The sequence below is a fragment of the Flavobacterium hydrophilum genome (assembly GCF_003202405.1).
Lineage (GTDB): Bacteria > Bacteroidota > Bacteroidia > Flavobacteriales > Flavobacteriaceae > Flavobacterium > Flavobacterium hydrophilum.
Genome location: NZ_QJHL01000001.1, coordinates 2,159,759 through 2,183,047, shown reverse-complemented (window position 1 = coordinate 2,183,047; position 23,289 = coordinate 2,159,759). Strand labels below are relative to the sequence as shown.

The 23,289-nt window shown below is 34.3% G+C and carries 19 protein-coding genes; 13 read left to right on the top strand and 6 right to left on the bottom strand.

The window, feature by feature from the left end; all coding sequences use genetic code 11:
* Nucleotides 1-28: 28 nt before the first annotated feature.
* The 5 genes from DMB68_RS08410 to DMB68_RS08380 all read left to right on the top strand — a co-directional run bounded on the left by DMB68_RS08410 (nt 29) and on the right by DMB68_RS08380 (nt 7,413).
* The gene (locus tag DMB68_RS08410; RefSeq protein WP_110346157.1) at nt 29-1,954 is read left to right on the top strand and encodes a family 43 glycosylhydrolase; all 1,926 of its coding nucleotides are present in this window, start codon (nt 29-31) and stop codon (nt 1,952-1,954) included.
* A 348-nt stretch (nt 1,955-2,302) separates the two neighbouring features.
* Nucleotides 2,303-3,691, top strand: a complete 1,389-nt coding sequence (locus DMB68_RS08400) for a M20/M25/M40 family metallo-hydrolase (RefSeq protein ID WP_110346155.1) — start codon at nt 2,303-2,305, stop codon at nt 3,689-3,691.
* A 408-nt stretch (nt 3,692-4,099) separates the two neighbouring features.
* Nucleotides 4,100-5,743, top strand: a complete 1,644-nt coding sequence (locus tag DMB68_RS08390; protein WP_110346153.1) for a hypothetical protein — start codon at nt 4,100-4,102, stop codon at nt 5,741-5,743.
* 4 nt (nt 5,744-5,747) lie between these two features.
* A complete protein-coding gene (locus DMB68_RS08385; RefSeq protein ID WP_124019409.1) occupies nt 5,748-6,230 on the top strand; it encodes a hypothetical protein in 483 nt (160 codons plus the stop codon).
* Nucleotides 6,231-6,369: 139 nt separating this feature from the next.
* Entirely contained in the window at nt 6,370-7,413 is a 1,044-nt protein-coding gene (locus tag DMB68_RS08380) for a hypothetical protein (protein ID WP_110346151.1), read from the top strand.
* A gap of 99 nt (nt 7,414-7,512) precedes the next feature.
* On the opposite strand, the gene DMB68_RS08375 is transcribed toward DMB68_RS08380, so the two are convergent.
* On the bottom strand, nt 7,513-7,965 hold the full coding sequence (locus DMB68_RS08375; RefSeq protein WP_110346396.1) for a hypothetical protein: 453 nt from the start codon (nt 7,963-7,965) through the stop codon (nt 7,513-7,515).
* Between the two features lie 265 nt (nt 7,966-8,230).
* On the opposite strand from DMB68_RS08375, the gene DMB68_RS08370 reads away from it, so the two are divergent.
* Nucleotides 8,231-8,719 carry a TlpA family protein disulfide reductase gene (locus DMB68_RS08370; RefSeq protein WP_110346150.1) on the top strand — a complete coding sequence of 163 codons (489 nt, stop codon included), beginning with the start codon at nt 8,231-8,233 and terminating at the stop codon, nt 8,717-8,719.
* Here DMB68_RS08370 and DMB68_RS08365 read toward each other — a convergent pair whose 3' ends face one another.
* Nucleotides 8,720-9,547 carry a polysaccharide deacetylase family protein gene (locus DMB68_RS08365; protein WP_110346149.1) on the bottom strand — a complete coding sequence of 276 codons (828 nt, stop codon included), beginning with the start codon at nt 9,545-9,547 and terminating at the stop codon, nt 8,720-8,722.
* 159 nt (nt 9,548-9,706) lie between these two features.
* On the opposite strand from DMB68_RS08365, the gene DMB68_RS08360 reads away from it, so the two are divergent.
* Entirely contained in the window at nt 9,707-10,741 is a 1,035-nt protein-coding gene (locus DMB68_RS08360; protein WP_110346148.1) for a LacI family DNA-binding transcriptional regulator, read from the top strand.
* 36 nt (nt 10,742-10,777) lie between these two features.
* A complete protein-coding gene (locus DMB68_RS08355) occupies nt 10,778-11,251 on the top strand; it encodes a hypothetical protein (protein ID WP_110346147.1) in 474 nt (157 codons plus the stop codon).
* Nucleotides 11,252-11,319: 68 nt separating this feature from the next.
* On the opposite strand, the gene DMB68_RS08350 is transcribed toward DMB68_RS08355, so the two are convergent.
* Genes DMB68_RS08350 through DMB68_RS08335 form a run of 4 tightly spaced genes read right to left on the bottom strand, consistent with a single transcriptional unit; the run spans nt 11,320 to nt 16,595 of the window.
* Entirely contained in the window at nt 11,320-12,324 is a 1,005-nt protein-coding gene (locus DMB68_RS08350) for an FAD:protein FMN transferase (RefSeq protein ID WP_110346146.1), read from the bottom strand.
* A gap of 14 nt (nt 12,325-12,338) precedes the next feature.
* The gene (locus tag DMB68_RS08345; protein ID WP_110346145.1) at nt 12,339-14,522 is read right to left on the bottom strand and encodes a PepSY domain-containing protein; all 2,184 of its coding nucleotides are present in this window, start codon (nt 14,520-14,522) and stop codon (nt 12,339-12,341) included.
* 27 nt (nt 14,523-14,549) lie between these two features.
* Nucleotides 14,550-15,032 (bottom strand): DUF2271 domain-containing protein, encoded by a 483-nt coding sequence (locus tag DMB68_RS08340; RefSeq protein WP_110346144.1) that lies wholly within the window; start codon nt 15,030-15,032, stop codon nt 14,550-14,552.
* A 57-nt stretch (nt 15,033-15,089) separates the two neighbouring features.
* Complete coding sequence (locus tag DMB68_RS08335) at nt 15,090-16,595, bottom strand: ankyrin repeat domain-containing protein (protein ID WP_110346143.1); 1,506 nt, start codon at nt 16,593-16,595, stop codon at nt 15,090-15,092.
* 349 nt (nt 16,596-16,944) lie between these two features.
* On the opposite strand from DMB68_RS08335, the gene DMB68_RS08330 reads away from it, so the two are divergent.
* From DMB68_RS08330 to DMB68_RS08310, 5 genes are all read left to right on the top strand, one after another.
* On the top strand, nt 16,945-18,171 hold the full coding sequence (locus tag DMB68_RS08330) for a PQQ-dependent sugar dehydrogenase (RefSeq protein WP_110346142.1): 1,227 nt from the start codon (nt 16,945-16,947) through the stop codon (nt 18,169-18,171).
* A 169-nt stretch (nt 18,172-18,340) separates the two neighbouring features.
* On the top strand, nt 18,341-18,745 hold the full coding sequence (locus DMB68_RS08325; protein ID WP_110346141.1) for a hypothetical protein: 405 nt from the start codon (nt 18,341-18,343) through the stop codon (nt 18,743-18,745).
* 105 nt (nt 18,746-18,850) lie between these two features.
* The gene (locus DMB68_RS08320) at nt 18,851-20,506 is read left to right on the top strand and encodes a peptidase domain-containing ABC transporter (protein ID WP_110346140.1); all 1,656 of its coding nucleotides are present in this window, start codon (nt 18,851-18,853) and stop codon (nt 20,504-20,506) included.
* Nucleotides 20,507-20,508: 2 nt separating this feature from the next.
* Nucleotides 20,509-21,864, top strand: coding sequence for an HlyD family secretion protein (locus DMB68_RS08315; RefSeq protein WP_110346139.1), 1,356 nt, complete (start codon nt 20,509-20,511; stop codon nt 21,862-21,864).
* Complete coding sequence (locus tag DMB68_RS08310; protein WP_231131612.1) at nt 21,827-23,263, top strand: TolC family protein; 1,437 nt, start codon at nt 21,827-21,829, stop codon at nt 23,261-23,263. The genes DMB68_RS08315 and DMB68_RS08310 overlap by 38 nt, the downstream gene beginning before the upstream one ends.
* The last annotated feature ends 26 nt before the right edge of the window (nt 23,264-23,289 follow it).

Genomic DNA, 23,289 nt, shown 5'->3' with positions numbered 1-23,289 from the left:
TGCAGACTTTACAAATGCAAATTAAATCATGAAAAATAGATACAAAGAACTGAGACGGCTAATTTTATTGTTTTTGATTATGTTCAATAATATTATTTTGGCGCAAGATGCAGGTGGTAAAACAGAATGGTTTGATCCTGCCACACCTGCAACAACGTATTGTAATCCAATTAGTATAGGTTATAACTATACGACATACAATCACAACGGAATTCCCGAATCCCGTCGTTCCAGTGCTGATCCGGTAATTATTACATACAAAGGCGAATATTATTTATTTGCGACAAATCAGGCGGGTTTATTTTGGAGTAAAGATATGTCCGACTGGAATTTTGTTTACGGAAGTTTCCAAAGACAGCCGGGCGATGATGATCAGTGTGCTCCGGCAGCCTGGGTCGTAAATGACACTTTATTTTACGTAGGTTCAACATGGAAAAGAGATCATCCCATCTGGAAAACAGCAGACCCAAAATCAGGCAGATGGACACGCCATGTTGATAAAGCAATGCTTCCTACCTGGGATCCTGCGATTTTTCAGGACGATGACAAAAAAGTCTATATGTATTACGGTTCAAGCGGAAAACTGCCCCTTGTGGGTGTTGAGGTCGATTACAACACCTGGCTTCCAAAAGGCAATCAGGCAGATTATGCAACATTATACAAAGCGACCGAAGTTGAAGATATTCAAAAACCGTATGGTCAGATTAAAGAAGTAGCGATTCTAAATCCTTCTGCTCATGGCTGGGAGCGTTTTGGACCAAACAATGATATGGAGCCTGCGCCTTGGGGAAATTTTATCGAGGGAGCATGGATGACCAAACACAACGGAAAATATTATATGCAATACGGAGCTCCTGCAACCGAATTCAAAGGCTATGCAAATGGCGTTCACGTAGGTAATAATCCGTTGGGCCCATTTACCTATCAAAAACACAATCCAATGTCGTATAAACCGGGCGGATTTGTAATTGGTGCCGGACACGGAAATACTTTTGCAGACAATTATGGAAATTACTGGAACACCGGAACGTGCAAAATCTCCATAAAAGACCGTTTTGAGCGTCGCATTGATATGTTTCCTGCCGGATTTGATAAAGACGATGTAATGTATTCAAACACTTCTTATGGTGATTTTCCAATTATGTTGCCAACAAAACTTCGCAATCATGAAAAAGGAGCTTCATCAGGCTGGATGTTGTTATCTTATAAAAAACCGGTTACAGTATCATCCTCGGAAGAATGTATGGAAATTGAAACACACCGAATGGATAACGGAGGTAAAAAAGTGTATGAGAAATTTTGTTATGGCGCTGATAATTTAACCGATGAAAATATCCAGACGTATTGGGCTGCTAAAAGCAATAATCCGGGCGAATGGATCCAAATGGATTTGGGAAGATCAATGGAAATAAAGGCTTTGCAGATTAATTATGCAGATCATAAAGCAACGCAGTTCAATAAAGCAATGGATATTTATTACCAATATAAAATTTTCATGTCGGATGATGCTGTAAACTGGACTTTAGTTGTCGATAAATCTAAAAATGATAAAGATGCTCCTCACGATTATCTTGAACTCACAAAATCAATTAAGGCGCGTTATATAAAAATGGAAAACATTCACAATGCTTCAGGTTTGTTCGCAATTTCAGATTTCAGGGTTTTTGGTAATGGATTATTAGAAAAACCAAAAGCAGTTTCTTCTTTTAAAGTAAACAGAAATAAAGCCGATTCACGGAATGCTATAATTTCATGGAAAAAACAAAATGATGCAATCGGCTATCATATTTATTACGGAATTACTCCGGATAAGCTGTACAACAGCATTATGGTTTATGGTGATAGTTCGTATGATTTTAGAGGTTTGGATAAAAGCACGAAATATTATTTTACAATTGAAGCATTCAACGAAAACGGAATTAGCGTAAAAAATAAGATTATCGAAGTAAAATAATTATTTATAGTCTGAACTCGATTAGAAATTTTTGAAGCAGAATGATTAGTTTTTTTCAGTAAGCATCGTCCCGCTTTCCGTTGCAATCTTTTGCTTTTTAAAGAAAAAAGCAAAAGGATTTCCACTTTAATCGGGGCTAAAGGATAATATTTTGCTTTTTTATGAACATTAAAAAAATAAAAATAATAAAGACAATACACGGTTTAACTATAATCAACAGTTTCAACTGGTGTAAATAACAATTATTTTTTCTTATTTGTAGAAAAAGGTATACGAAAACAGTAAGAGTTATAAAGAATTTTGTTCTTTTGTAAAACCAAAAAAGGAACCCCAAATACTTTATAACCAATGAAAAAAACATTTTTTTTAGCAGTGTTAGTTTTAAACGGACTGACTTCATTCGCACAGTCAAATGATGAAAAAAACATTAAATTATTCTATAAAAAAGCGCTGACCGATTCTAAATGTTATACATGGTTAGAGTATTTGTCCAACGATATCGGAGCTCGTTTATCAGGTTCTCAAAATGCCCAGCTGGCCATTAATTATACAAAAGCCCAATTAGAAAGTTTAGGACTTGATAAAGTGTATCTCCAAGAAGTTATGGTGCCGCATTGGGTACGTGGCGAAAAAGAAACTGCTTCTATCTTAGACGGAAAAGTAAAAACCACAGTACCAATTTGTGCTTTGGGCGGTTCTGTTGCAACCCCAAAAGGAGGACTAACCGCAGAAGTGATAGAAGTGCAGGGCATTGAAGAGTTAAAAACATTAGGAGATAAAGTAAAAGGAAAAATTGTGTTTTTTAACAGGCCAATGAATCCTGAAAATATTGAAACCTTCAAATCATACGGAGCCTGTGTTGATCAGCGATTTGCCGGAGCAAAAGAAGCTGCTAAACTGGGAGCTGTAGGGACCATTGTTCGTTCAATGAACTTGCGTTTAGATGATTTTCCGCATACAGGAGCTCAAAGTTATGGTGATTTGCCAAAAGAGCAATATATCCCAACAGCAGCCATCAGCACAAATGGAGCTGAACTTTTGAGTGCTACTTTAAAAAGCAATCCTGCATTACGATTTTATTTCAAACAATCATGTGAAACATTGCCGGATGTATTGTCGTACAACGTTATTGGAGAATTGACAGGAACAGTAACTCCTGAAAATATTATGGTTGTGGGTGGTCATTTGGATTCCTGGGATTTGGCAGACGGATCTCACGATGATGGAGCAGGTGTGGTACAAAGCATGGAAGTGGTTCGTATTCTTAAAAGTTTCAATTACAAACCAAAAAATACAATTCGTGTTGTTTTATTTATGAACGAAGAAAATGGCGGAAAAGGCGGAGCCAAATACGAAGAAGTTTCAAAGCAAAAGAATGAAAACCATATTTTTGCTTTAGAAAGCGACTCAGGCGGATTTACACCAAGAGGTTTCTCAATAGAAGCAGACGATGCTAATTTGAAGAAAATTCAGGGATTCAAAGACTTTTTCGAGCCTTATCTGGTACATAGTTTTACAATTGGACATGCGGGTTCAGATATTGGTCATTTAACCTCTAAAGCGATTGTAAAAGCAGGATTAAAACCGGATTCGCAGCGCTATTTTGATTACCATCACGCTGCAAATGATAAGTTTGACGCCATCAACAAAAGAGAACTGGAACTTGGTGCGGCTACTATGACAACTTTGCTTTATTTGATAGATCAGGGTGGGATTGTTTTGCCGGGGGGTAATTGATTTTCTTTAAAATATCTAAAAGCTTGCAGTTTAAAGCAATGAGTGACATTTTCTAAAATTCTGATTTCGCTTATTTCTATTAAGTATATTTTAAAGAAGTTTTTGGCTCTATAAACATATAATTAAAACAGCTTATGGTTTAAGTTCATTACTTTTATTTTAAGCTGTTTTTTTTGGCGTGCCCCAAGGGTCGGGCTATCCACTGCAAGTCCTCGCACTTCCTTCGTTGGGCTGTGGGCTTTCCGGTTGCTATCCCTCACGCAAAACGCTGCACCAGAAGAATTTGTTTCGATAATTGACATACACTTTTCAACTAGCTTATAATAACATTAAAATAAAGTTTTTCTTTAATTAAAATTTTAATATGTAATGTTTTGTGCTATTTTTGTTGTTAATAAATTCTTAAACATGAAAAAATTATATTGCCTGTTATTTTTTGTTTTTATTTTGAACTCCTGTGGAGTAAATGAAGAAATCGCTGGTGAATCAAAAAGTAAAAGTACAACTTATACTCAAAAAGTTGAAATTGATGAAGTACTCACACAACTGAAAAACAGAAATCCTGAACTGGCTTTATTCATTGAAAGTAATCCTGTTTCTAATTTAAAAGCGAAAAGCGGAAAAACTGATTATTATTTTGATCTTAAAAACGTCTATGCCGTAAAAAATGATAAAAATGAAGCTGCTTACACTATTCCTTTGTACATAATTTCAGAGGATCAGTTTAATTATTTACATAGATTATCATTAGAAATAACACCAACCCATGTTGATGTCAAATTAGTAATCATAGAAGGAAAGGATGACGGTACTTTAAAGTATACTGCACACCCCTTCAACATGTATCAAAAAAAGAATATAACATCAAAAACAACAGAAATTGAATGTTATTGTGTAACCTCAGTTAGCGATTGTACCTGCCATACAACACATGCCAGCAGCGGATGTGACCATCCGGATGTAGTGACGTCATGCAATTGTTCAGGAGGCCCTACTGGTGGCGGTTCATATGGCACAGGTACAAAAACGACATGGAGTGGAGGATCAGGATCTGCAACTTCTTATACACCATCTGGGTCAGGTGTAATATTTGGTTTACAAAAACATTTTAAAACTGACTTTACTATCGGTCCTTTGCTAAAGTATACTATAGAACAGAATGTAACCTACGGCAAAATGTTACTGGATTTTTTGAATGAAGAAACTTCAACCCCTGTCAATAAAGCCTTTGTGGTAGAAATGCTTATAAGTATGGAAAATGGACAGTTTACAACCACAAAACAGGTCCGAAATTCGATTGAAAATTTTAAATATTCTCAAAAATCACCTTTCAATGTTGATTTAAGCACTATTTTAGATAAACCTACACTAACAGAATCCAAGAAATTTATAGAGGTATATAAAGCTTTATCGAATTCCCCTGAATTTAAAAATCTTTTCTTAGCTATTTTTGAGAACAATGAAAAACATAATGTTAAATTTGAGATTGCAGAGCATGTATACAAGGATGATGATCCTACCAAAGAAGAAGTAAATGGAATAACTATTGGTGTACCTGGTTCAAATGATATTAAGATCAAGCTCAGTAAACAGATATTTATTGCCGGAACCCTAAAAAGCCAAATTACAATAGAAAATGCCAAAACCATTTTACACGAATGTATTCATGCATTTCTCTTTATCAAAAAAAATAATCCCTCTGTTGGTATGGATTTTATAAAAACATTAAATGAAGCATACCCTTCTGCAGATCAACAACATGATTTTATGGTAAATAAAATGATTCCTACAATGCAAAAAGTGCTTTCTGAAATTAGGGATTCAGTGACTACTGAAAGTGGAAGAAGTGAAGTAGAGAATTTAACAATGCATCCTACTATCACTCCTTTAACATCTACTTCATGGGATTGGGATGAATACTATAAAAGTATTAGCTTAAAAGGATTGGAAGATACTAATGGTTTTATAAAAGAATATCCATATCCGTCGGACAAATTTGACTTTTGGGATAGATATGTAAAAGCAGGTAAAACATGGCTTGATAAAAAATAAAGTTATGAAAACTATTTTATATACACTTACAATTCTTTTTGTATCTATAACTGCCCGCAGCCAAGAATTTGAATATCTAAAAAAATTAGATACTATTTATATTGAATTTAAGGGAAAAAAGAATGAAAAAAAACATTCGATACAAACTCGTAATGCACCTCAAAATTTTGATGAAAGGTTATATTCTTTTAGCTTAAAAAAAACTCTGATTAGACTTAATTTTGAACATTGGAAATTCATAAACTGGGAAAAAAAAGAGGCTAATGTTGTTTCTGAAGTAAGAAAAGTAGATAAGCTATTCTTGAGAAAACATAAAAGAGAAATTATTAAAATTTGCTATTTAGAGAAATATAATTATGATGAAATTGTATGTGAATTATTTTCACCTTTGAAAGTCTTTTATATAATAGATTTTACTGAAAAAATAAAAGGAAATGTTGTATTATATGAAGTGATTTGTATTAATAGCTGTCCCGTGTATGAATAATATATTTAAGTATATACTATCCTAAGCAGGCCCGAGCGTCCCGCTCATGAACAAAAAATAAACCTAAACCATTGTAATAAATACTTTTTGACGCAAATGCCTAGGCAGATATTTGACATGGTTAAAAAACTAAAATATTATGAAAAAACTACTCTTTGTTTTTTTACTATTATATGCTGAATTGCTTTTTTCTCAAATTAATGAAATCAATAAACTAGAAATAATACCAAAAGAAATTGATTTTAAAGGTTCTGTAAAAAAGATTACAATAAAAAACTTTTATTTACATAAGAAAAATGAAACTATAGATACAGTTAAAGCTATATCTGAAATTGATTTTTCTAAAGAAGGAAAAATAAAATTGCTAAAAGACAATAATAATTTACTTTACGATAACTGGCGAATCGTTGAATTTGATAATTTAGAAAGAATAAAAAGTATTTCCAAAAAAGAAGGTCATGAAATGACTAATGTTACTAATCAATATTTTAATAAAAAAAGTGAATTTCCTGATTCTACAATAATAAATCAAAATAAAAAATATAAAGTTAAGTTTATTAATTTTTTTAGTAAGAATTTAGTCGTTAGACATGAACACTATATAAATGACACTTTGCAAGAATATAGACTTTATAAATACAATAATCGCAATCAAATTATTGAAGATTTATACTTTAATCCGGAAGATAATACTGATGAAACAATGGTATCCGACAAATCAAATGGCTCATATCAATTATCTTTCTATCCAGAAAGAAAAACTTTTTATGAGTATAAAAACAACAAAGATACAACCATTGTAATAAAAATTCAACAAAAATACTCTCGTAAAGAGGTTATGAAAAAAATAAAAAACAAAATTTCGAATGTAGAAATTATTGAAAAATATGAGAATAACAAGCTAAAACAAAAAAGGATCATAAATATTTTAAAAGATTCCATTTCAAACTTACATTATAGATATAATAATAAAAATGAAATTGATAGTTACTACAATAAATTTATAAATTCTAAAAGGATTGTTACAAAATGGACAACTTATCAAAATGACAAGGAAAGTATTTATACAATAAATATTGATATTGTAAATGATGATTTTAACAACTGGATAAAAAAAATATATTCTATAAAGAATGTTACAGATCACATAATAGAGCGAAAAATTGAATATTATAATGATTAAAACAGCATTAAATTAATTGTTGCAAAAACTATTTTAGATGAATGTATTCTTACTTTTCTTTATTATTAAAAAAAGTTTGGAATAATAATTTCCATAAGTTTAAATATTAAAAATGTGTTGAATCTTTTTAACGGGTACTGAAAGCATGTTCGAAAAATTCAGGTAATAAAAGGGATGTGCTTTTTTGCCTCTTCTGTATTGCTCAATAAAATACTTGATTTGTTTAGGATAGAAGGGAGTACCTGAAAGGATTACTAAAAACAGATACAAACTTCTCTTTCCGTTTCCCAAAAGGTAATATTGCATCCCAATTTCGTCAGTAACTGAAATTCCGGTATTGGTCAGAACATGAATGATATCATGATCTTCTAATTTAGGCTGCATATCAAAATGATTTTTTGAAAGAAAGTTTCCTAAACCATTTCCTAAAGTGCCTTCGGGATAATTCAAAAGTGTTGCCTTGTCAACTTCCCAGGGTTTATTTCGTTTAAAATATTTTTGATACGGTATTTTTGTGTATTCGTACATTTTTTCAATAATCTGATCTTTCATGTTTTTATTTTTAAAAAGTTCTTTGAAATTCAAAGTAATTATTGAAATATAAAACATAACGGTATGTGTTAATCATATTTGTTATGTTTAAATGTTTTTTAAAGTACTTTGAGTTGCAAAGTAATTAATAAAATGTATGACTTCCAAATAAAGTGACGGTTATTTTTACAATAGAATAATGCTCATTTTTATTTAAAAAGTTAAGCGTTGTTATTTATATTTGTCTGAGAAAATAAATCAGAATTCTATAAATTGAGTATTAAATATGAAGAAATTATTTGTTGCCGTATTGTTGTTTTTTTCTGTGATTGCCGTTAAAGCACAGGTTGTAGGTCTTGAAGTGGGAGATATCGCTCCCGAAATTGATCTTCCGGATACAAAAGGGGAAAAGGTAGCACTTTCTTCGTTAAGAGGAGGACTGGTATTAGTTGACTTTTGGGCTTCATGGTGTGGTCCATGCATTAAGGAACAGCCTGAATTATTAAAATTATATAATACATATCCGGGGAAATTAGATATTTACGGAGTTTCACTAGATACCAAAAAACCTTCCTGGACAGGAGTGATAACAAAACAAAAACTTCCGTGGACACAGGTAAGCGACTTAAAATACTGGAGCTCTGCAGCAGCCGTAGATTATATGGTACAAGCATTGCCATTCAATGTTTTAGTAGATAAAAACGGAATTATCCTGGCTAAAAATATCCATGGCAATAAGCTAAATGAACTGGTAAAAGAATTATTGACGAAATAATTACTTATAATTTTGCTTAATATATTTAGCCACATCCACCATTGGTGCCACCCAAATATCTTTTTTTCTTTTCTTTAGATATTCCAGTAATTTTCGGTGTTCTTGTAAATCGACATTCAGAGGATGTTCACCGCCTACACCGTGAAACAGAAAAACAATAAAAGAGCCTTTTTTTTCCGCTTCTTCCACCTGAGCGATCATTTGTTCTGCTGAACTTCCGTTTTCAAAAAAGGAATTTACATTAGAAAAATCAACTTCTTTTTTGTTTAAATAACCGGGTGTAACTCCTCTTGCAGCAACAAAATCACTCTTTAAAGAATTGTAATACAAAGTATCTTTAATGGTGAAATCTCCGCAAGGGTAAGCAAAAGTACGTTCATTTTTTCCGTCAATAGCTTTTAGCAAAGTATTCGTAATCCTAATTTCATTGACTGCTCTGGCAACCGTATAGTGGGACAAATCAGTTTCTGATGTTACAAATTCTCTTCCGGGTAAATTTCCGTCACATGGATGGATCAAAGTATGGTTACCAAGTTCATGTCCTTTTTTTGCAGCGGCTCTCCATTCTGGAATTCTATTAGAAACAACAGGCGAAGAGCCTATCAGATAAAAAGTACCTTTAAACTGATACGAATCAAGCATCGGAATAACCTTGTCAAGATGAATATTTAAGGCATCATCATAAGTCAATACGACGGCACATTTTTTACCATTCCACGCTCTGTCTTCTGTCTGCGCAAATACGGCAGCAGAAAATAGAGAAACAAATACGGCAGTTATTATGTTTTTGAAGTTTCTGTTTGATAGTTTATAAAGAAATCTGGTCATGTTAGTATGTTTTTATTTAGTGGTTTTCAATAGTTTTAATCGGAAATATATAAAAAAACTTCAGGCTAAAGGACAATATTATTGTTTTATTTCTTTGGTTTTCTGAAAGATTACTTTAGATAGAAAATAGCTATATTTACAGCTATTATTAGTTATTTCATGGAAGAAAAAAAATATGTAACGATATACGATATTGCTGAAAAATTAAATTTAGCAACTTCAACAATTTCCAGGGCTTTACAGGATCATCACACCATTAGCGATAAAACCATAAAAAAAGTAAAGAAAGCAGCTGAAGAAATGGGGTTTGTGCCAAACACTTTAGCAGCAGGTTTACGTGGAAACAAAACAAAAACCATAGGTGTTTTAATTCCGACAGTTACCCAGCCTTTCTTATCATCTTTAATTAGCGGTATCGAAATTGCCGCTCAAAAGTCGGGTTATACAGTAATCATTATGCAGTCTCATGACTCTTCGGAAGAAGAAATAAATATGGCTAAGTCCTTGTATAGTAATAGGGTAAGCGGTGTTATTTGTTCATTGGCTATGGAAACCAGGGATACTTCGCATTTTCTTCAGTTTTCAAACAATAATATTCCGCTTGTTTTTGTCGACAGGGTTCCTAAGGATTTCAATACTTTCAGGGTCATTATCGATAATTATTCTGCAGGTTATAAAGCTACCAAACATCTTATAGAGCAGGGGTGTCTCCGAATCGCGCATTTGACTGCAGGATCTGAATTTGGTAATTTATATAATGAAAGAAGAAGAGGTTATGTTGAAGCTTTAAAAGATCATAATTTGCCTGTGGATGAAGAACTGATCGTCAATTTAAAATCAGTTACGTATGAAGACGGAGTAAAGGCGAGCAATAAATTGTTTGATTTGAAGCCAATTCCGGATGGTATATTTGCAGCTGGAGATATTATTGCCGTAAGTGCCGTTCAGACCGCTAAAAAGAGAGGCATTAAAGTTCCGGATGATGTGGCAGTTATTGGTTTTAATAATGATCCAATTTCTCAAATTATTGACCCAACTTTATCAACTATAACACATCCTGCAGAAAAAATGGGTAAGGCTGCTGCCGAAATTATTATTAAAAACCTGAAATCTTCTAAAAGTGATGAGGTTAAAGAAATTACTTTTTTGAATACGGAGGTTCTGGCACGTGAGTCTTCGAATAGAAGATATTAACGATAAAACTATTATAGAAAAAAAATGGGTTAGAAAATGAAGTTAGAAGATAAAATCAAAGCTATAAAAAAGATTATAAATGAAAATGAGCATATCGACGGAGACTTTTGGTATCATTGTGGAGATGAGTTAATTCATAAAGTTTTAGATACTTTTAACGAAAGTGAATGGAAAATTTTTATCAAGGAACTTAATGATTTTAAGGATTATGAACGCTATCAATTTTGTTGTACTCTTCTAAATTATGACAATGAAAGGATTATAAAAATTGTTGATATTTATGACATCTTTTTTAGTCAATATTTATTATTAGAATTGGAAGATGCTGATTGGATTATTCAAGATATAATGTATGTAGAAAACATACGTCAACCAAGTCTTGATCTACTTAGAAAATTAAATCAAAAGATTCATCAATTAAGGAATTATGATAAAACGGTTTGGAAGGAAGATCAATTTTTGCTTGCTGAAAATATGATCAATAAGGTTATTGGAAAATACTATAGTTAGCAGTAATCAAAGCAAATTTAGACCATTGATTTAAATTTTAAGGTGGTCTATATTAAACCAAAGTAACATTACAATTTAGCTTTGAGTTTAGAAATCTTAAAATTTTTAGATTTTATTACTTTTCCATTATCCGTAATCATTAAACAGCTGTATTCAGGGAATTTTTGAAGTAAAAACAAACCATCATCCTTTCCTAAAACCATTATCGAAGTACTTAATCCGTTGGCAGTTTCGGCATTGGGACCAAAAACAGTAACACTGCATAAACCAGTTGCAGGATAGCCCGTTGCAGGATTTATAATGTGAGAATATCGTTTGCCGTTAAAAACAACATATTTTTCATAATTGCCTGATGTGGTTACAGCACCCTCATTCAAAGGAACAACTGCTAACAATTTTTCAGGTTTAAAGGGATTCGTAATTCCGATTTTCCAGTCTTGTCCGTTGGGCTGTTTTCCCCAGGTACTCATATCGCCCGATCCGTTTATGATTCCGGCTTTTATGCCTTTTGCGAGCATCATGCTTCGGCATTTATCCGTTGCGTATCCTTCTCCCAGAGCGCCAAAGCCAATTTTCATTCCTTTTAATTTCAGAAAAATGGTTGAGTTTACACTATCTAAAATGATATTTTTATAACCAACTTTGGCTACCGATTTTTTTATGGCTTCCGCCGAAGGCATTTCGGTCATCGATCCGTCAAATTTCCAAACACGGTCTAAGGCAGCAAAACTAATATCAAAACCACCATTGGTAATTTCAGAAAATCGAATAGCTCTTTGCGTCAGTTCAAAAACTTCCCGATCCACTTTTATGGGTTTGATTCCAGCATTTTGATTTACTTCAGAAACCTGTGAATCAGGTTTCCAATCTGAAATCAGGCTTTCGATACGACTGATTTCTGCAATTACCTCGTTTATATTTTGCTCAGCAGTCAAGGAATCATTTGCAACAATGCTAATATCAAATCGTCCACCCATTAGCAAAGTCGTTCTTTTACGCAACACTTGCGAATGCCCCGAAAGACTTGAAATAAATATAAAAAGAAATAATATTTTATAATGCGATGATTTCATTTGGTATAAAAATATTAATAACAATCAGTTAGTAACTGTCCGTTTTTCTTATAATCATAAAGATTTTTGATATTTCTTTCCAGACATAATTCGTGCAGAATTGCTTCCACATCTTTTTGCATGGCAAGCGAACCACAAATCATGATAACGCCGCCTTGCTGTAATAAACCAACAAAAAAAGAGGCATCACGTTTTATCAAATCCATCACATAGATATGTTCCGCTTCACGCGAAAGTGCGAGATGAAAACTCGTAAGTTTATGTTTCTGAATCATTTCAGATGAAAACTTTTTATAACCTGAAACGGTTTCGGTTTCCATTTTAAAACCGCAGTATAAATGGGTTTCTGTTTTTTTCTTGTTTTGCTCGATCATTCCAAGAAAAGGAGCAATCCCGGTTCCGTTGGAAATCAGAGCCACTTTTGGAGCTTTTGTCGGAAAGTGAAAAGCTTTATTGTTTATGATTCGGGCTTTAATGGTATTTCCGGCTTCAAGATTATTCAAAAATCCCGAACCTAATCCGTGAGGATGCAGTTTAACAACCAATTGTATGTTTCCTGAATGATTTCCAATAGAATAGAGGCGTTCACGGGAATCGTTCGCGGGATAAATAGCGAGTAAATCTCCTGAACTGAATTTCGCACGCATATTGGCACGTAAGGTGATAATAAAAGTATGCTCAGTTTCAGAAATTGCTGTTTTGTCTAACACCATTAGCTTTTGTAGTCCTTTTGGAACATGGTTGTATAAAGATGGAGTTGTTGCCAGCTGGATTCCTGTTTTTTTACTCCACAATTTAACCCAGTTTACAAACTCAACAGCCGATTTATCATTGACAGTCTGTAATTCAAGAAAACGTTCTGTCCAGTTTTGATTTTCTAAAAGGTGATCGATTTCAATTCCAAATTGGCAAAAATCAGGATAGGATTCTGAACCAAAGCCCACTACGGAAAAATTGATTTTCTGTTGTTGGTGCTGCTTGTGCAAAAGCGATTTAAACTGAGTTCCGTTTGAAGGGGCATCTCCTAAACCATGCGTCGAAGAAAAGATAATAATATGCTCAGCTTTCGGATAAGCAGAAAAGCGGTTTAATTCGGATATAAAAGCTTTGTGTCCCTGATCTGTTAATTGCTTCAGAATTGCATTGGCAAACCTGAAAGTGCTTCCATTTTCAGAACCAACTAAAAGAATGATACTGCTTTCGTGGACTTTGTATTTGTTTTTTATACGGCTGGATCTTCGTTTTAAAGTAATTGCAAATCCGGAATAAATAAAGAAAAGGATATTGATACAGGCTAAAGCCAAAATGATAGCCCAGACCGCATTTATTCTTCCCGTATGAAGATCAAGACTCAACGCTGATAACTGAACGGTAACAGGAGAATATTTTTGTGAAATAACGGCTCCGGTAACCTGATTGACTTCAATCTCGCGGTCTTTTAATTCGATAATGTAATATTCTTCGGGATCATCCGTAAAAGGGAATTCGATTTTTTTTACGTCAGAAAGGAGTGTGTTTTCAAAGATGGAAGTTTTTTTTGCTTCAGCCGAAAGTGCTGTTTTTACAGGTTTGGCTTTTTCATCACCCATAAAAAAGTTAAATCTTTCCAGTGACAAATAAGTTCCTGTTACTGCAATAATCAAAATCGGAATTAAAGCCAGTCGCCCTAAAACGACATGATAGTACTGGGCAAAATATTCCTTGATAACTTTAGAAAAGAAATTTCGGATTCCGCGCTGTCTTTTTAAGACAAGCACAAAACCCGAAATTGATATTAATACTAAGCAAAAAGAGATTACGCCCACAAAAAATCGTCCTGCTTCATGAAGAAACAAAGAGCGGTGAAAACCTGTAATCCATTGAATAAATTCGTTTTTTTTAACCGGTGTTCCTAAAGTTTTACCGGTTTTAGGATCAATATAGGCATTGATATCATTTCCGTCCTCATCGATTGCCTGCAAAGTAACAAACTGATTATAATCGATACTAAGCTCCGTAATTTCCGGGTACACTTTTCTTATTACTGGCAGTGTTTCTCCTAAAGTTATCTGATCGAAATTGGCTGTTTTGTACGGCAAAGTTTTTTCCTGTGCCGCATCGACTGCCAGAATGATTCCGGTTACCGAAGCCAAAATTAAAAAAACAGAAGAAAATAAGGCCAGAGCCAGATGTGCGTAGCGCCAGAAAGAAAGAGTCATTGCTTGTATTCTAAAAATGTAATCGTATTATATTTTGTTCAGTCTTACGTATCTAATGTATCCTTTGCCTTCTGTTTTTTCAGCAATTCCTGCTGCTGTAAGTGGAATTTCAAGATCGTTTACATAGTATTTCTGATCTTCAACAGCCGATTCAAAACGTAATTTGTAACCTTTATTAATTTTAGAATCTTCAATTTCTATGGTAGTGATGCTGCGGTCACCACCAGTAACTGATGCTCCCGTCTTGGCACTAATATCATCTCCTTTTTTGGCATGAAATTTATTCCATTCTTTGAGGCTGCTGTACCATTTTTTATCATCTCCCATCACATAAAGCGTTTTTTCATACTCTCCTTTAGCATTGATTAGTGATACTACTATGTATGCTCCTTCGCCCATATAGTTTGACATTTGAAGCATGCATTTGTATTTTGAGGACTGTGCGTTTATATTAAAAGAAACAAGGCATATAAGGGCGCCCGTAAGAGCAGTTTTAATTATAGATTTCATTTGAAATTGATTTATTTTATTGGAATTGGAATTTAAAAATTGGAATTGAATGAGTGTTTACTTTAAAAATTCAACTGAAATATTACTTTTTGTAAGTGACTCATTTTCTTTTGCTAAAGCATAAGCACTCTCGTCAAATTCGGTGATAATTTCTTTTTTAGCACCGATTGATAAAAGGTATTTCAGGATTGCATCATCTTTAGAGATCATTGCAGCTTTATGCAGAGCCGTTAATCCGTCTTTGTTTTTGGCATTGATATCGATGTTTAAATCAGCAATTTTTTTGAGTAAGCTTAAATCATTTTTGATAATGGCTACATGGTATAACGTGTTTCCGTCTTTTTGAGGAGTGGCTAAGTTTAGTCCTTTATCCTGTAACAATTTCACTTTAGCAGCAAAAGGATCTTGTTTTGCATTTGCTCCTTCCTGACCGCGTCCCATGATTTGCGGACGATACGACTGAACAAGATAAACACCTAAATTGTTACCGTCTTTGTCTTTTACATTGACATCGGCTTTAGCTAAAAGTAAGCTTACAACTTCAGGACTACCGTATTTTATTGCATTTGTCAATGCAGATTCGCCTTTCAAATTTTGAAGATTTACGTTTTTTGTAGTAGAAAGGAAAAGTTCCAAAGCAGAGGTTTCCCTTGCAGAAGCTGCAGCCATTAAAGGAGTAGTTCCTTCCTTGTCTGCTTTGTTAGGATCAGCTCCTTTGCTTATGAAATATTTGATAATTTCTGTCTGATTTGGTTTTCCTGCCAAAAGATGTAAAACATTTTGCCCGGAATTATTTAATGCAGTTGGTTTAATTTTTACTTCTTCAACCAGATATTTGTAGGTTTCGATTGTGTTGCTTTCTCTGCGGCTTCCTTGTGCGGCAGTAAAAAGCGAATTATCATTTGGTTTAACTCCTTTTTCAAGAAGTTTTTTCAGTAATGGTATATTTCCTGATCTTGCAGCATATGTAAAAGCAGTATTTCCCTCGCTGTCCACATCTTTTAAAGACATTCCTTTCGTAATAAAATATTCAGCTGCTTTTAACTCTTTGTCAGATGAGATGGATAATAATAATAAGTTAGCACCATTTTGGTATTTTTTCTTAGGATCTATTCCGGCTTTAAAAAAAGCATTATAAATTTCAGGATTGCTTTGGCCACTGCTGGCTGCTGCTGTTACAGGAAACGAGCCGTGGCTGTCTTCTAAATTTACATCAGATCCTTTGGCTATAAGGTATTTTACGATTTCTACATTTCCTTTTCCAGAAGCCCAGTGAAGATAAATTCGGTTATCATGAGTAGGTTTGTTTACTTCATTGCCCGGTTGCTCTAATAAGAATTTGATTGTTTCTGTGGGAGCATCATTATTAATTGCCATAACCACTACATCAAAAGCATTGGCTGTTGAGGCGGAAGGGCTGTTGCCTTTTGCTATTTCTGCCTTCACAGTTTCGACATTGGGAGCTGTTTTCCAGAAAGACTGGTCTAATAAAGTATTTTTTTGCTGGGCGTTTACAAATAAAGAGACTGCTAAAGCAAAAGAAACAAGTAGATTATTTTTCATAAAATGGTAAATAAGTTTTGGCAAAAGTATCGGATGGTCATTAGATACTTCAGGATCCAAAAGGTTTAAAATTTGCTGAATTTTTTAATTATTTAGAATAAATAAAAATAACGCAAATATAAAAATAAATAATACAATAACAATTTATTTATATTTAAAAGCTTCGAATTTGAGGCTTATATAATAAACTGTTCTCAATTTTTGAGATTAAAAATAATTTTTGAGAAATTATATAAAATAAAGAATTAATTATATAATTTTTTTTGACTAAAATTTTGAATTTTTGAAGTTAAGTATGAAGACAAATTATTTTAGAAAAAATATTATTAATTTTTAATTCCAAAATTCCATGAAAAGCATTAATTATATTCTAAGTCTTTCAATAGCAGTATTGACATTATTTAGCTGTTCGAACGATGATAAAAACACGAATAATCCGGGTACGCCAACTGATCCGGTTGAAGATAACGATGCAAATACAAATTATGCTCCTGCATTCGAAGGACAAACCCGTATCACAGGTGTCCAAACGAACACAAGTTATGAAGCAAAGGTGATAACTTCCGCGCTTGTAAGTCCATGGGGAGTTAAAACTCTTCCCGATGGCCGACTTTTAGTTACAGAAAAAGCTGGAAATATGCGTATCGTGAAAGTTACAGGTGAAGTAAGTGCGAAAATCACAGGTTTACCAACTGTTAATTCAGCAGAGCAGGGAGGTTTACTAGGATTATGTCTGGATCCTGATTTTGCATCTAACCGAATGATTTACTGGGTTTTTTCTGAAGCAATAACAGGCGGAAATGTTACTGCAGTTGCCAAAGGCAAATTATCAACAGATGAAACAAAAATTGAAGGAGCAACGGTAATTTATCGTGCAAACCCTGCGAATTCAAGTGCGAAGCATTATGGTGGACGTATTCTGTTTGATAAGCAAGGAAACCTTGTAGTTAGTACAGGAGAACGTTCTGTTTTACAAACCAGACCATTGGCACAATCACTTGTGGGAAGTCTGGGGAAAGTTATTAAAATAAACAAGGACGGCGTGGCGGCAACTGGAAATCCTGTTTTTAGTCAGGCAAATGCTTTACCTGAATTATTTACTTACGGACACAGAAATCCGCAAGGATTGGCAATTCATCCTTCTACAGGCGAAATCTGGTTAAGTGAACATGGACCACGCGGAGGAGATGAAATCAATCGTCTGGTAGCTGGTAAAAATTATGGCTGGCCAGTAATTACTTACGGTATAGAATACGAGGGGCAGGCTATTGGTGAAGGAATTCAGAAAAAAGAAGGTATGGAACAGCCTGTTTATTACTGGGATCCCGTTGTATCACCTAGTGGAATGACATTTTATAAAGGTAATCGTGTACCGGAATGGGAGAATAACTTATTTATAGGGGCGTTGAGTGGTCAGCACATTATACGTCTTGCGATTCAAAATAATCGAGTTATTGGTGAAGAAAGGCTTTTAGTTAGCGAAGGTCAGCGATTTAGAGATATTACTCAGGGAAATGACGGAGCTCTGTATGCTGTAACCGATGGGGGAAGACTCTATAAAATTGATAAAAAATAGATAATTTCGAATAACGCTTATCTAACATATTGATAGCCGGAAGATTTTCTTCCGGCTTTTTTTTGAATCTTATTAAGAAAAAAATAACAGAACAGAACCCAATTCTAATGTTATTTTAATGTTGGCCATAAAATTTCGTCCTAACTTGCGCCCCTTTAAGGACAGGAAAATGTTGAGCAGAATTAAAAATAGTATCTTATGTAAATGCCTTCAGGCGTTGCTAATCGGGTACTTTCTAATCAGCAGTATTAATATATCAAATAGTTTTGGGCGCATTATAGCTGATAATGCCCAAACAAATACGATTACCGGAATTACCTGCAACATTCTAAAGAAAATTTTCAATTGTGACGGGATTCCGGAAGAATTGGATGATTACGAAACAAAGGAAACTAAAACGACCAAACTCGCAAAAGGAGTCCCTTCATTAGATTATCTCATACCTTTAGATGCTTCCTTACCTGTTTTGTACTTTCAAATTAGTGCAAAAAGAAAAAACTATATTGATAATCAAATATTCTCATTTGGTTTTCATGGTAAAATTCATTTACCGCCTCCTGAATTTATCGTATAAATACTTATCTTTTTTTGTGGAGTAAGAAAAATTCTTACATCCTTAAATACGCTTTTTGTCGTATATTAGTATCTATCTGTTAATCTTGTATTTATATATAAATTCATGACACCATTAAAACGTTTTTACAATTTACTTCATCTTGACAAACGCGATGTATATCAAATCATTTTTTATGCTGCTTTTGCCGGATTGGTGAACCTTTCACTGCCTTTAGGGATTCAGGCAATTATTAATTTTATCCAGAGCGGACAGCTAAGTGTTTCCTGGATTGTACTGGTAATTCTGGTTACAATTGGAGTTGGCTTTGGAGGAATCCTGACCATTTTACAATTGCGGATAGTAGAAAATTTGCAGCAGCGAATCTTTGTGCGCTCTTCTTTTGAATTTGCTTATAAATTGCCTTTAATCAAATTTAAGGAGATGTATTCTGAATATGCTCCCGAAAAAGCCAACCGATTTTTTGACACCCTTACGGTACAAAAAGGTACAGCAAAATTGCTATTGGACTTTTGTACCGCCTTTTTACAGGTGGGTCTGGGGATTATATTATTGGTCTTGTACCATTCTTTCTTCACGGTAATCGGTCTTTTATTTATTGTTATTTTATACATCATTTTTAAATTTTCGTACAAAGACGGACTTGAAACGAGTCTTAATGAATCAAAATTTAAATATAAAGTGGCAGCCTGGCTTCAGGAAATTGCGCGTAATCGTGACAGCTTCCGCAAAAAAGGAGGTTTTGAATACGCTCTGGAAAGAAATGACGGCTATGTAAGCAAATATGTCAATTACCGCGAAAAACACTTTCAGGTAATGAAAAAGCAATACATTCAGCTTACTATTTTTAAAGTAATTGTTACAGCTGCCTTATTGTCTATTGGTGGTTTCCTGGTAATTCACCATCAAATGAACATTGGGCAGTTTGTGGCAGCTGAAATTGTAATTGTTTTACTGATTAATTCGGTTGAAAAAATCATCTTCGGACTGGAATCTTTTTATGATGTACTAACTTCTTTGGAGAAAATCGGACAAGTTACGGATATGGAAATTTCCTGTATTCCCGAAACGTCAGCAGTATCTGAAACCGGAATCAATATTGAAACGGAAAGTGTGGGATACAATTATCCCGATCATAACAAAAAATCCCTAAAAAATATCAACCTGAAAATAAATCAGGGCGAAAAGATCATTTTGAGAGGAACAAACGGTGCAGGAAAAAGTACTTTATTGCGTTTATTGTCCGGTTTACTGGAGCCCGAAAGCGGTGCTATGTATGTGACGGATAATTATATGAACCGTTTAAATGAGGATACTTACAGAGCTCAGGCCGGAACTTTTTTACAGGGAGATACTCTTTTTGCCGGTACGATTAGAGAAAATATTCTTTTCGGGAATGATACACTTAATAATGATGATCTTAAATGGGCTTTAGATAATGTTGGACTTACGCCTGATATTAAAACATTTCCTGACGGACTGGAGCATCAGGTACATCCGGGGGGGCATGAACTTTCAGCTTCAGATATTCAGAAAATTCTTCTGGCACGAAGCATTGTTCACAAACCTAATATATTATTTCTGGAAGACCCCGTTGATAAAATGGACGAACTGACTTCTGGTAAAATTATAGATTTTTTACTTTCCGAAGAAAATGACTGGACAGTAATTGTAACTTCTAAAAACGATATCTGGAAGAACAAATGTGACCGTATGATAACAATCGATGACGGAAAAATTATTAACGACATAAAGCTTTAATCATGCTCAATATATCTAAAGATAATAATGTACTTATAACTCCGGGCAAATACAAATCTATTACCAGCGTTGCCCGCAGACCGCATTACAAAATTTTAAACAGGGTTATAATCGGTTTCTTGATTTTTTGTGTAGCCTGTCTTTTTCTGCCATGGACACAAAATATCTCAGGAAGCGGTTCAGTAACGACCTTAAAACCGGATCAGAGACCACAAACAGTACATAACGCTATTGCCGGAAGAATTGAAAAATGGTATGTGCAGGAAGGTGATTATGTAAAAAAAGGGGATACGATTGTTTTTATTTCAGAGGTAAAAGAAGATTATCTGGATCCAAACCTTGTTGGGAATACGAAACAACAGGTCGATGCCAAGAAAATGGCGGTTGAATCTTACGGAGATAAAGTAAATTCTCTTGAAGTTCAGGCACAATCGCTTAATACCGAAAGAGAATTAAAATTACAACAGGCTCAAAATAAAATCAAACAGGCCCAGCTGAAAATCAAGAGCGACAGTATGGATCTTGAAGCGATAAAAACGCAGTTAAGAATCGCCAGAACTCAATTTGACCGTTCGACAGCATTGAATAAAGAAGGATTGAAACCACTTACCGATGTGGAGCAGAAAAGACTGAAACTTCAGGAATCTGAAGCGTACATAGTAACACAGCAAAACAAGCTTTTGAGCAGTAAAAACGAACTGATAAATGCAAGAGTAGAAATTAACAGAATTACAGCTGAGTATTCTGAGAAAATTTCAAAATCAAAAAGTGATAAATTTACCGCTTTGAGTACGCAATACGATACCGAAGCGCAGGTAAACAAATTGCAGAATCAGTATGTAAATTACAGTCTTAGAAACGGCTTATACTATATTACAGCGCCACAGAGCGGGTATGTAAACCGTGCTTTACTGGCAGGTTTAGGGGAGACAATTAAGGAAGGAACTCCAATTGTAAGCATTATGCCATCGAGTTATGATATTGCAGTAGAAACCTATGTTGACCCTATCGATCTTCCGTTGGTTCATCGTGGTGCAAAAGTGCGTGTGTGGTTTGACGGATGGCCTAGAATTGTATTTTCAGGATGGCCTGGATTATCCTACGGAACGTATGGCGGAAGAATCGTGGCTATTGAGAATTTTATCAGTGACAACGGAAAATACAGAGTACTTATTTCTCCTGACAGCCCTGATTATAAATGGCCAAAAGAACTGAGTATCGGAGCAGGGGCACAGAGTATTGCTTTGCTCGAAACCGTTTCGGTATGGTATGAGATATGGCGAAACCTGAATGGTTTCCCTCCAAATTATTATAAGGCAGATGAAAAAGAGACGAAGGATGGTAAGGACAAAAAATAAATTGAAATATGCTGTAACGCTGTTTTCTCTCTTGTTTTTATTCGGCTTTTCTAATTTATACAGTCAGGATTTTAATAAAGAAGAATTGAGTTACAGTGAGTTTTTAGGATACGTAAAAAAGTACCATCCACTGGTAAAGCAGGCTAATCTTGAGATTAGTACTGCTCAGGCGGCTCTGATGCTTGCCCGTGGAGGTTTTGATCCTAAAATTGAAGTGGATTACAATAAAAAAGAGTTTAAAGGAACTGAATATTATTCGCTGTTAAACAGCAGTTTTAAAATTCCGACCTGGTACGGAATCGAAATTAAAGCCGGTTTTGACCAGACAGACGGGCAATACTACAATCCGCAGAATCGTACTCCTGAAGCGGGTTTGACTTCTTTGGGAATTAATGTTGCTTTAGGTCAGGGAATGTTTATCAACCAAAGAATGGCTGATGTAAGGGAAGGAAAACTGCAGGTAAAACTAAGCGATGCACAGAGAAAATTGAAAGCAATTGAGGTTTTGTATAAAGCGAGTGAAGCGTATTTTGAATGGAGAAAAAGCTATAATGAAGCTGAACTCTACAAACGATATCTGGGCTTTGCCAGCACACGTTTTCAGGGTGTGAAAAAATTGATCGAATTGGGTGACTCACCTGCTATTGATAGTGTCGAAGCCGGAATCACCGTTCGAAATCGTGAATTAAACGTAGAAAACGGAAACCTGAAATTAGCTAAAGCTAAATTGTATCTGTCCAATTATTTATGGATCGAAAATGTTCCTGTAGAACTTGATGATACTGTTAAACCGGAAGAAAATTTAATTAAAACGCTGGAAGAAACGCTGAGAACGGATGCTATGATGGTAAATGTTGAAACACTGGATTCTCATCCTAAAATTCAGGCTTTGGAAACCAAAATGTCAATATTGGAGGTTGGAAGACAATTAAAAGCGAATTCATTGCTTCCGAAATTAAACGTGGGCTACAATTATATTTCCGAGCCTTCCTATTTTGATTCTTTCAATACTGACGATTATAAGTTTAATGTCGATTTCAGTATTCCGATTTTTTTGAGAAAGGAACGCGGAAGCTTAAAATTAGCAAAGCTTAAAATTCAGGATTTAAAGTATGACATAGATCAGCAGCGACTGGAACTTAAAAATAAAATCAAAGCACAGCAAACCGAAATTGCTTCTTTAAAAAGGCAAAAAGGTGTTATTGATAATTTGGTAAAAGATTATCTGACAATGCTGAATTCTGAAGAAAAACTATTTTCATTTGGTGAAAGTTCCATATTTCTCCTTAATTCACGGGAAAATAATCTGGTAAGTGCTAAACTTTCTCAAATTAGCATAGAAAACCAATTTTACATTTCAAACGCCGAATTGTACAAAATACTTGCAAATCCTGATTGATATTTTTTTTCTTTTTCAAGCCACTT

Bases quoted from the DNA above. Each gene is read 5' to 3' on its own strand.
- DMB68_RS08410 (WP_110346157.1), top strand. From the start codon at position 29: ATGAAAAATAGATACAAAGAACTGAGACGGCTAATTTTATTGTTTTTG.
- DMB68_RS08400 (WP_110346155.1), top strand. From the start codon at position 2,303: ATGAAAAAAACATTTTTTTTAGCAGTGTTAGTTTTAAACGGACTGACT.
- DMB68_RS08390 (WP_110346153.1), top strand. From the start codon at position 4,100: ATGAAAAAATTATATTGCCTGTTATTTTTTGTTTTTATTTTGAACTCC.
- DMB68_RS08385 (WP_124019409.1), top strand. From the start codon at position 5,748: ATGAAAACTATTTTATATACACTTACAATTCTTTTTGTATCTATAACT.
- DMB68_RS08380 (WP_110346151.1), top strand. From the start codon at position 6,370: ATGAAAAAACTACTCTTTGTTTTTTTACTATTATATGCTGAATTGCTT.
- DMB68_RS08375 (WP_110346396.1), bottom strand. From the start codon at position 7,965: ATGAAAGATCAGATTATTGAAAAAATGTACGAATACACAAAAATACCG.
- DMB68_RS08370 (WP_110346150.1), top strand. From the start codon at position 8,231: ATGAAGAAATTATTTGTTGCCGTATTGTTGTTTTTTTCTGTGATTGCC.
- DMB68_RS08365 (WP_110346149.1), bottom strand. From the start codon at position 9,547: ATGACCAGATTTCTTTATAAACTATCAAACAGAAACTTCAAAAACATA.
- DMB68_RS08360 (WP_110346148.1), top strand. From the start codon at position 9,707: ATGGAAGAAAAAAAATATGTAACGATATACGATATTGCTGAAAAATTA.
- DMB68_RS08355 (WP_110346147.1), top strand. From the start codon at position 10,778: ATGAAGTTAGAAGATAAAATCAAAGCTATAAAAAAGATTATAAATGAA.
- DMB68_RS08350 (WP_110346146.1), bottom strand. From the start codon at position 12,324: ATGAAATCATCGCATTATAAAATATTATTTCTTTTTATATTTATTTCA.
- DMB68_RS08345 (WP_110346145.1), bottom strand. From the start codon at position 14,522: ATGACTCTTTCTTTCTGGCGCTACGCACATCTGGCTCTGGCCTTATTT.
- DMB68_RS08340 (WP_110346144.1), bottom strand. From the start codon at position 15,032: ATGAAATCTATAATTAAAACTGCTCTTACGGGCGCCCTTATATGCCTT.
- DMB68_RS08335 (WP_110346143.1), bottom strand. From the start codon at position 16,595: ATGAAAAATAATCTACTTGTTTCTTTTGCTTTAGCAGTCTCTTTATTT.
- DMB68_RS08330 (WP_110346142.1), top strand. From the start codon at position 16,945: ATGAAAAGCATTAATTATATTCTAAGTCTTTCAATAGCAGTATTGACA.
- DMB68_RS08325 (WP_110346141.1), top strand. From the start codon at position 18,341: ATGTTGAGCAGAATTAAAAATAGTATCTTATGTAAATGCCTTCAGGCG.
- DMB68_RS08320 (WP_110346140.1), top strand. From the start codon at position 18,851: ATGACACCATTAAAACGTTTTTACAATTTACTTCATCTTGACAAACGC.
- DMB68_RS08315 (WP_110346139.1), top strand. From the start codon at position 20,509: ATGCTCAATATATCTAAAGATAATAATGTACTTATAACTCCGGGCAAA.
- DMB68_RS08310 (WP_231131612.1), top strand. From the start codon at position 21,827: ATGAAAAAGAGACGAAGGATGGTAAGGACAAAAAATAAATTGAAATAT.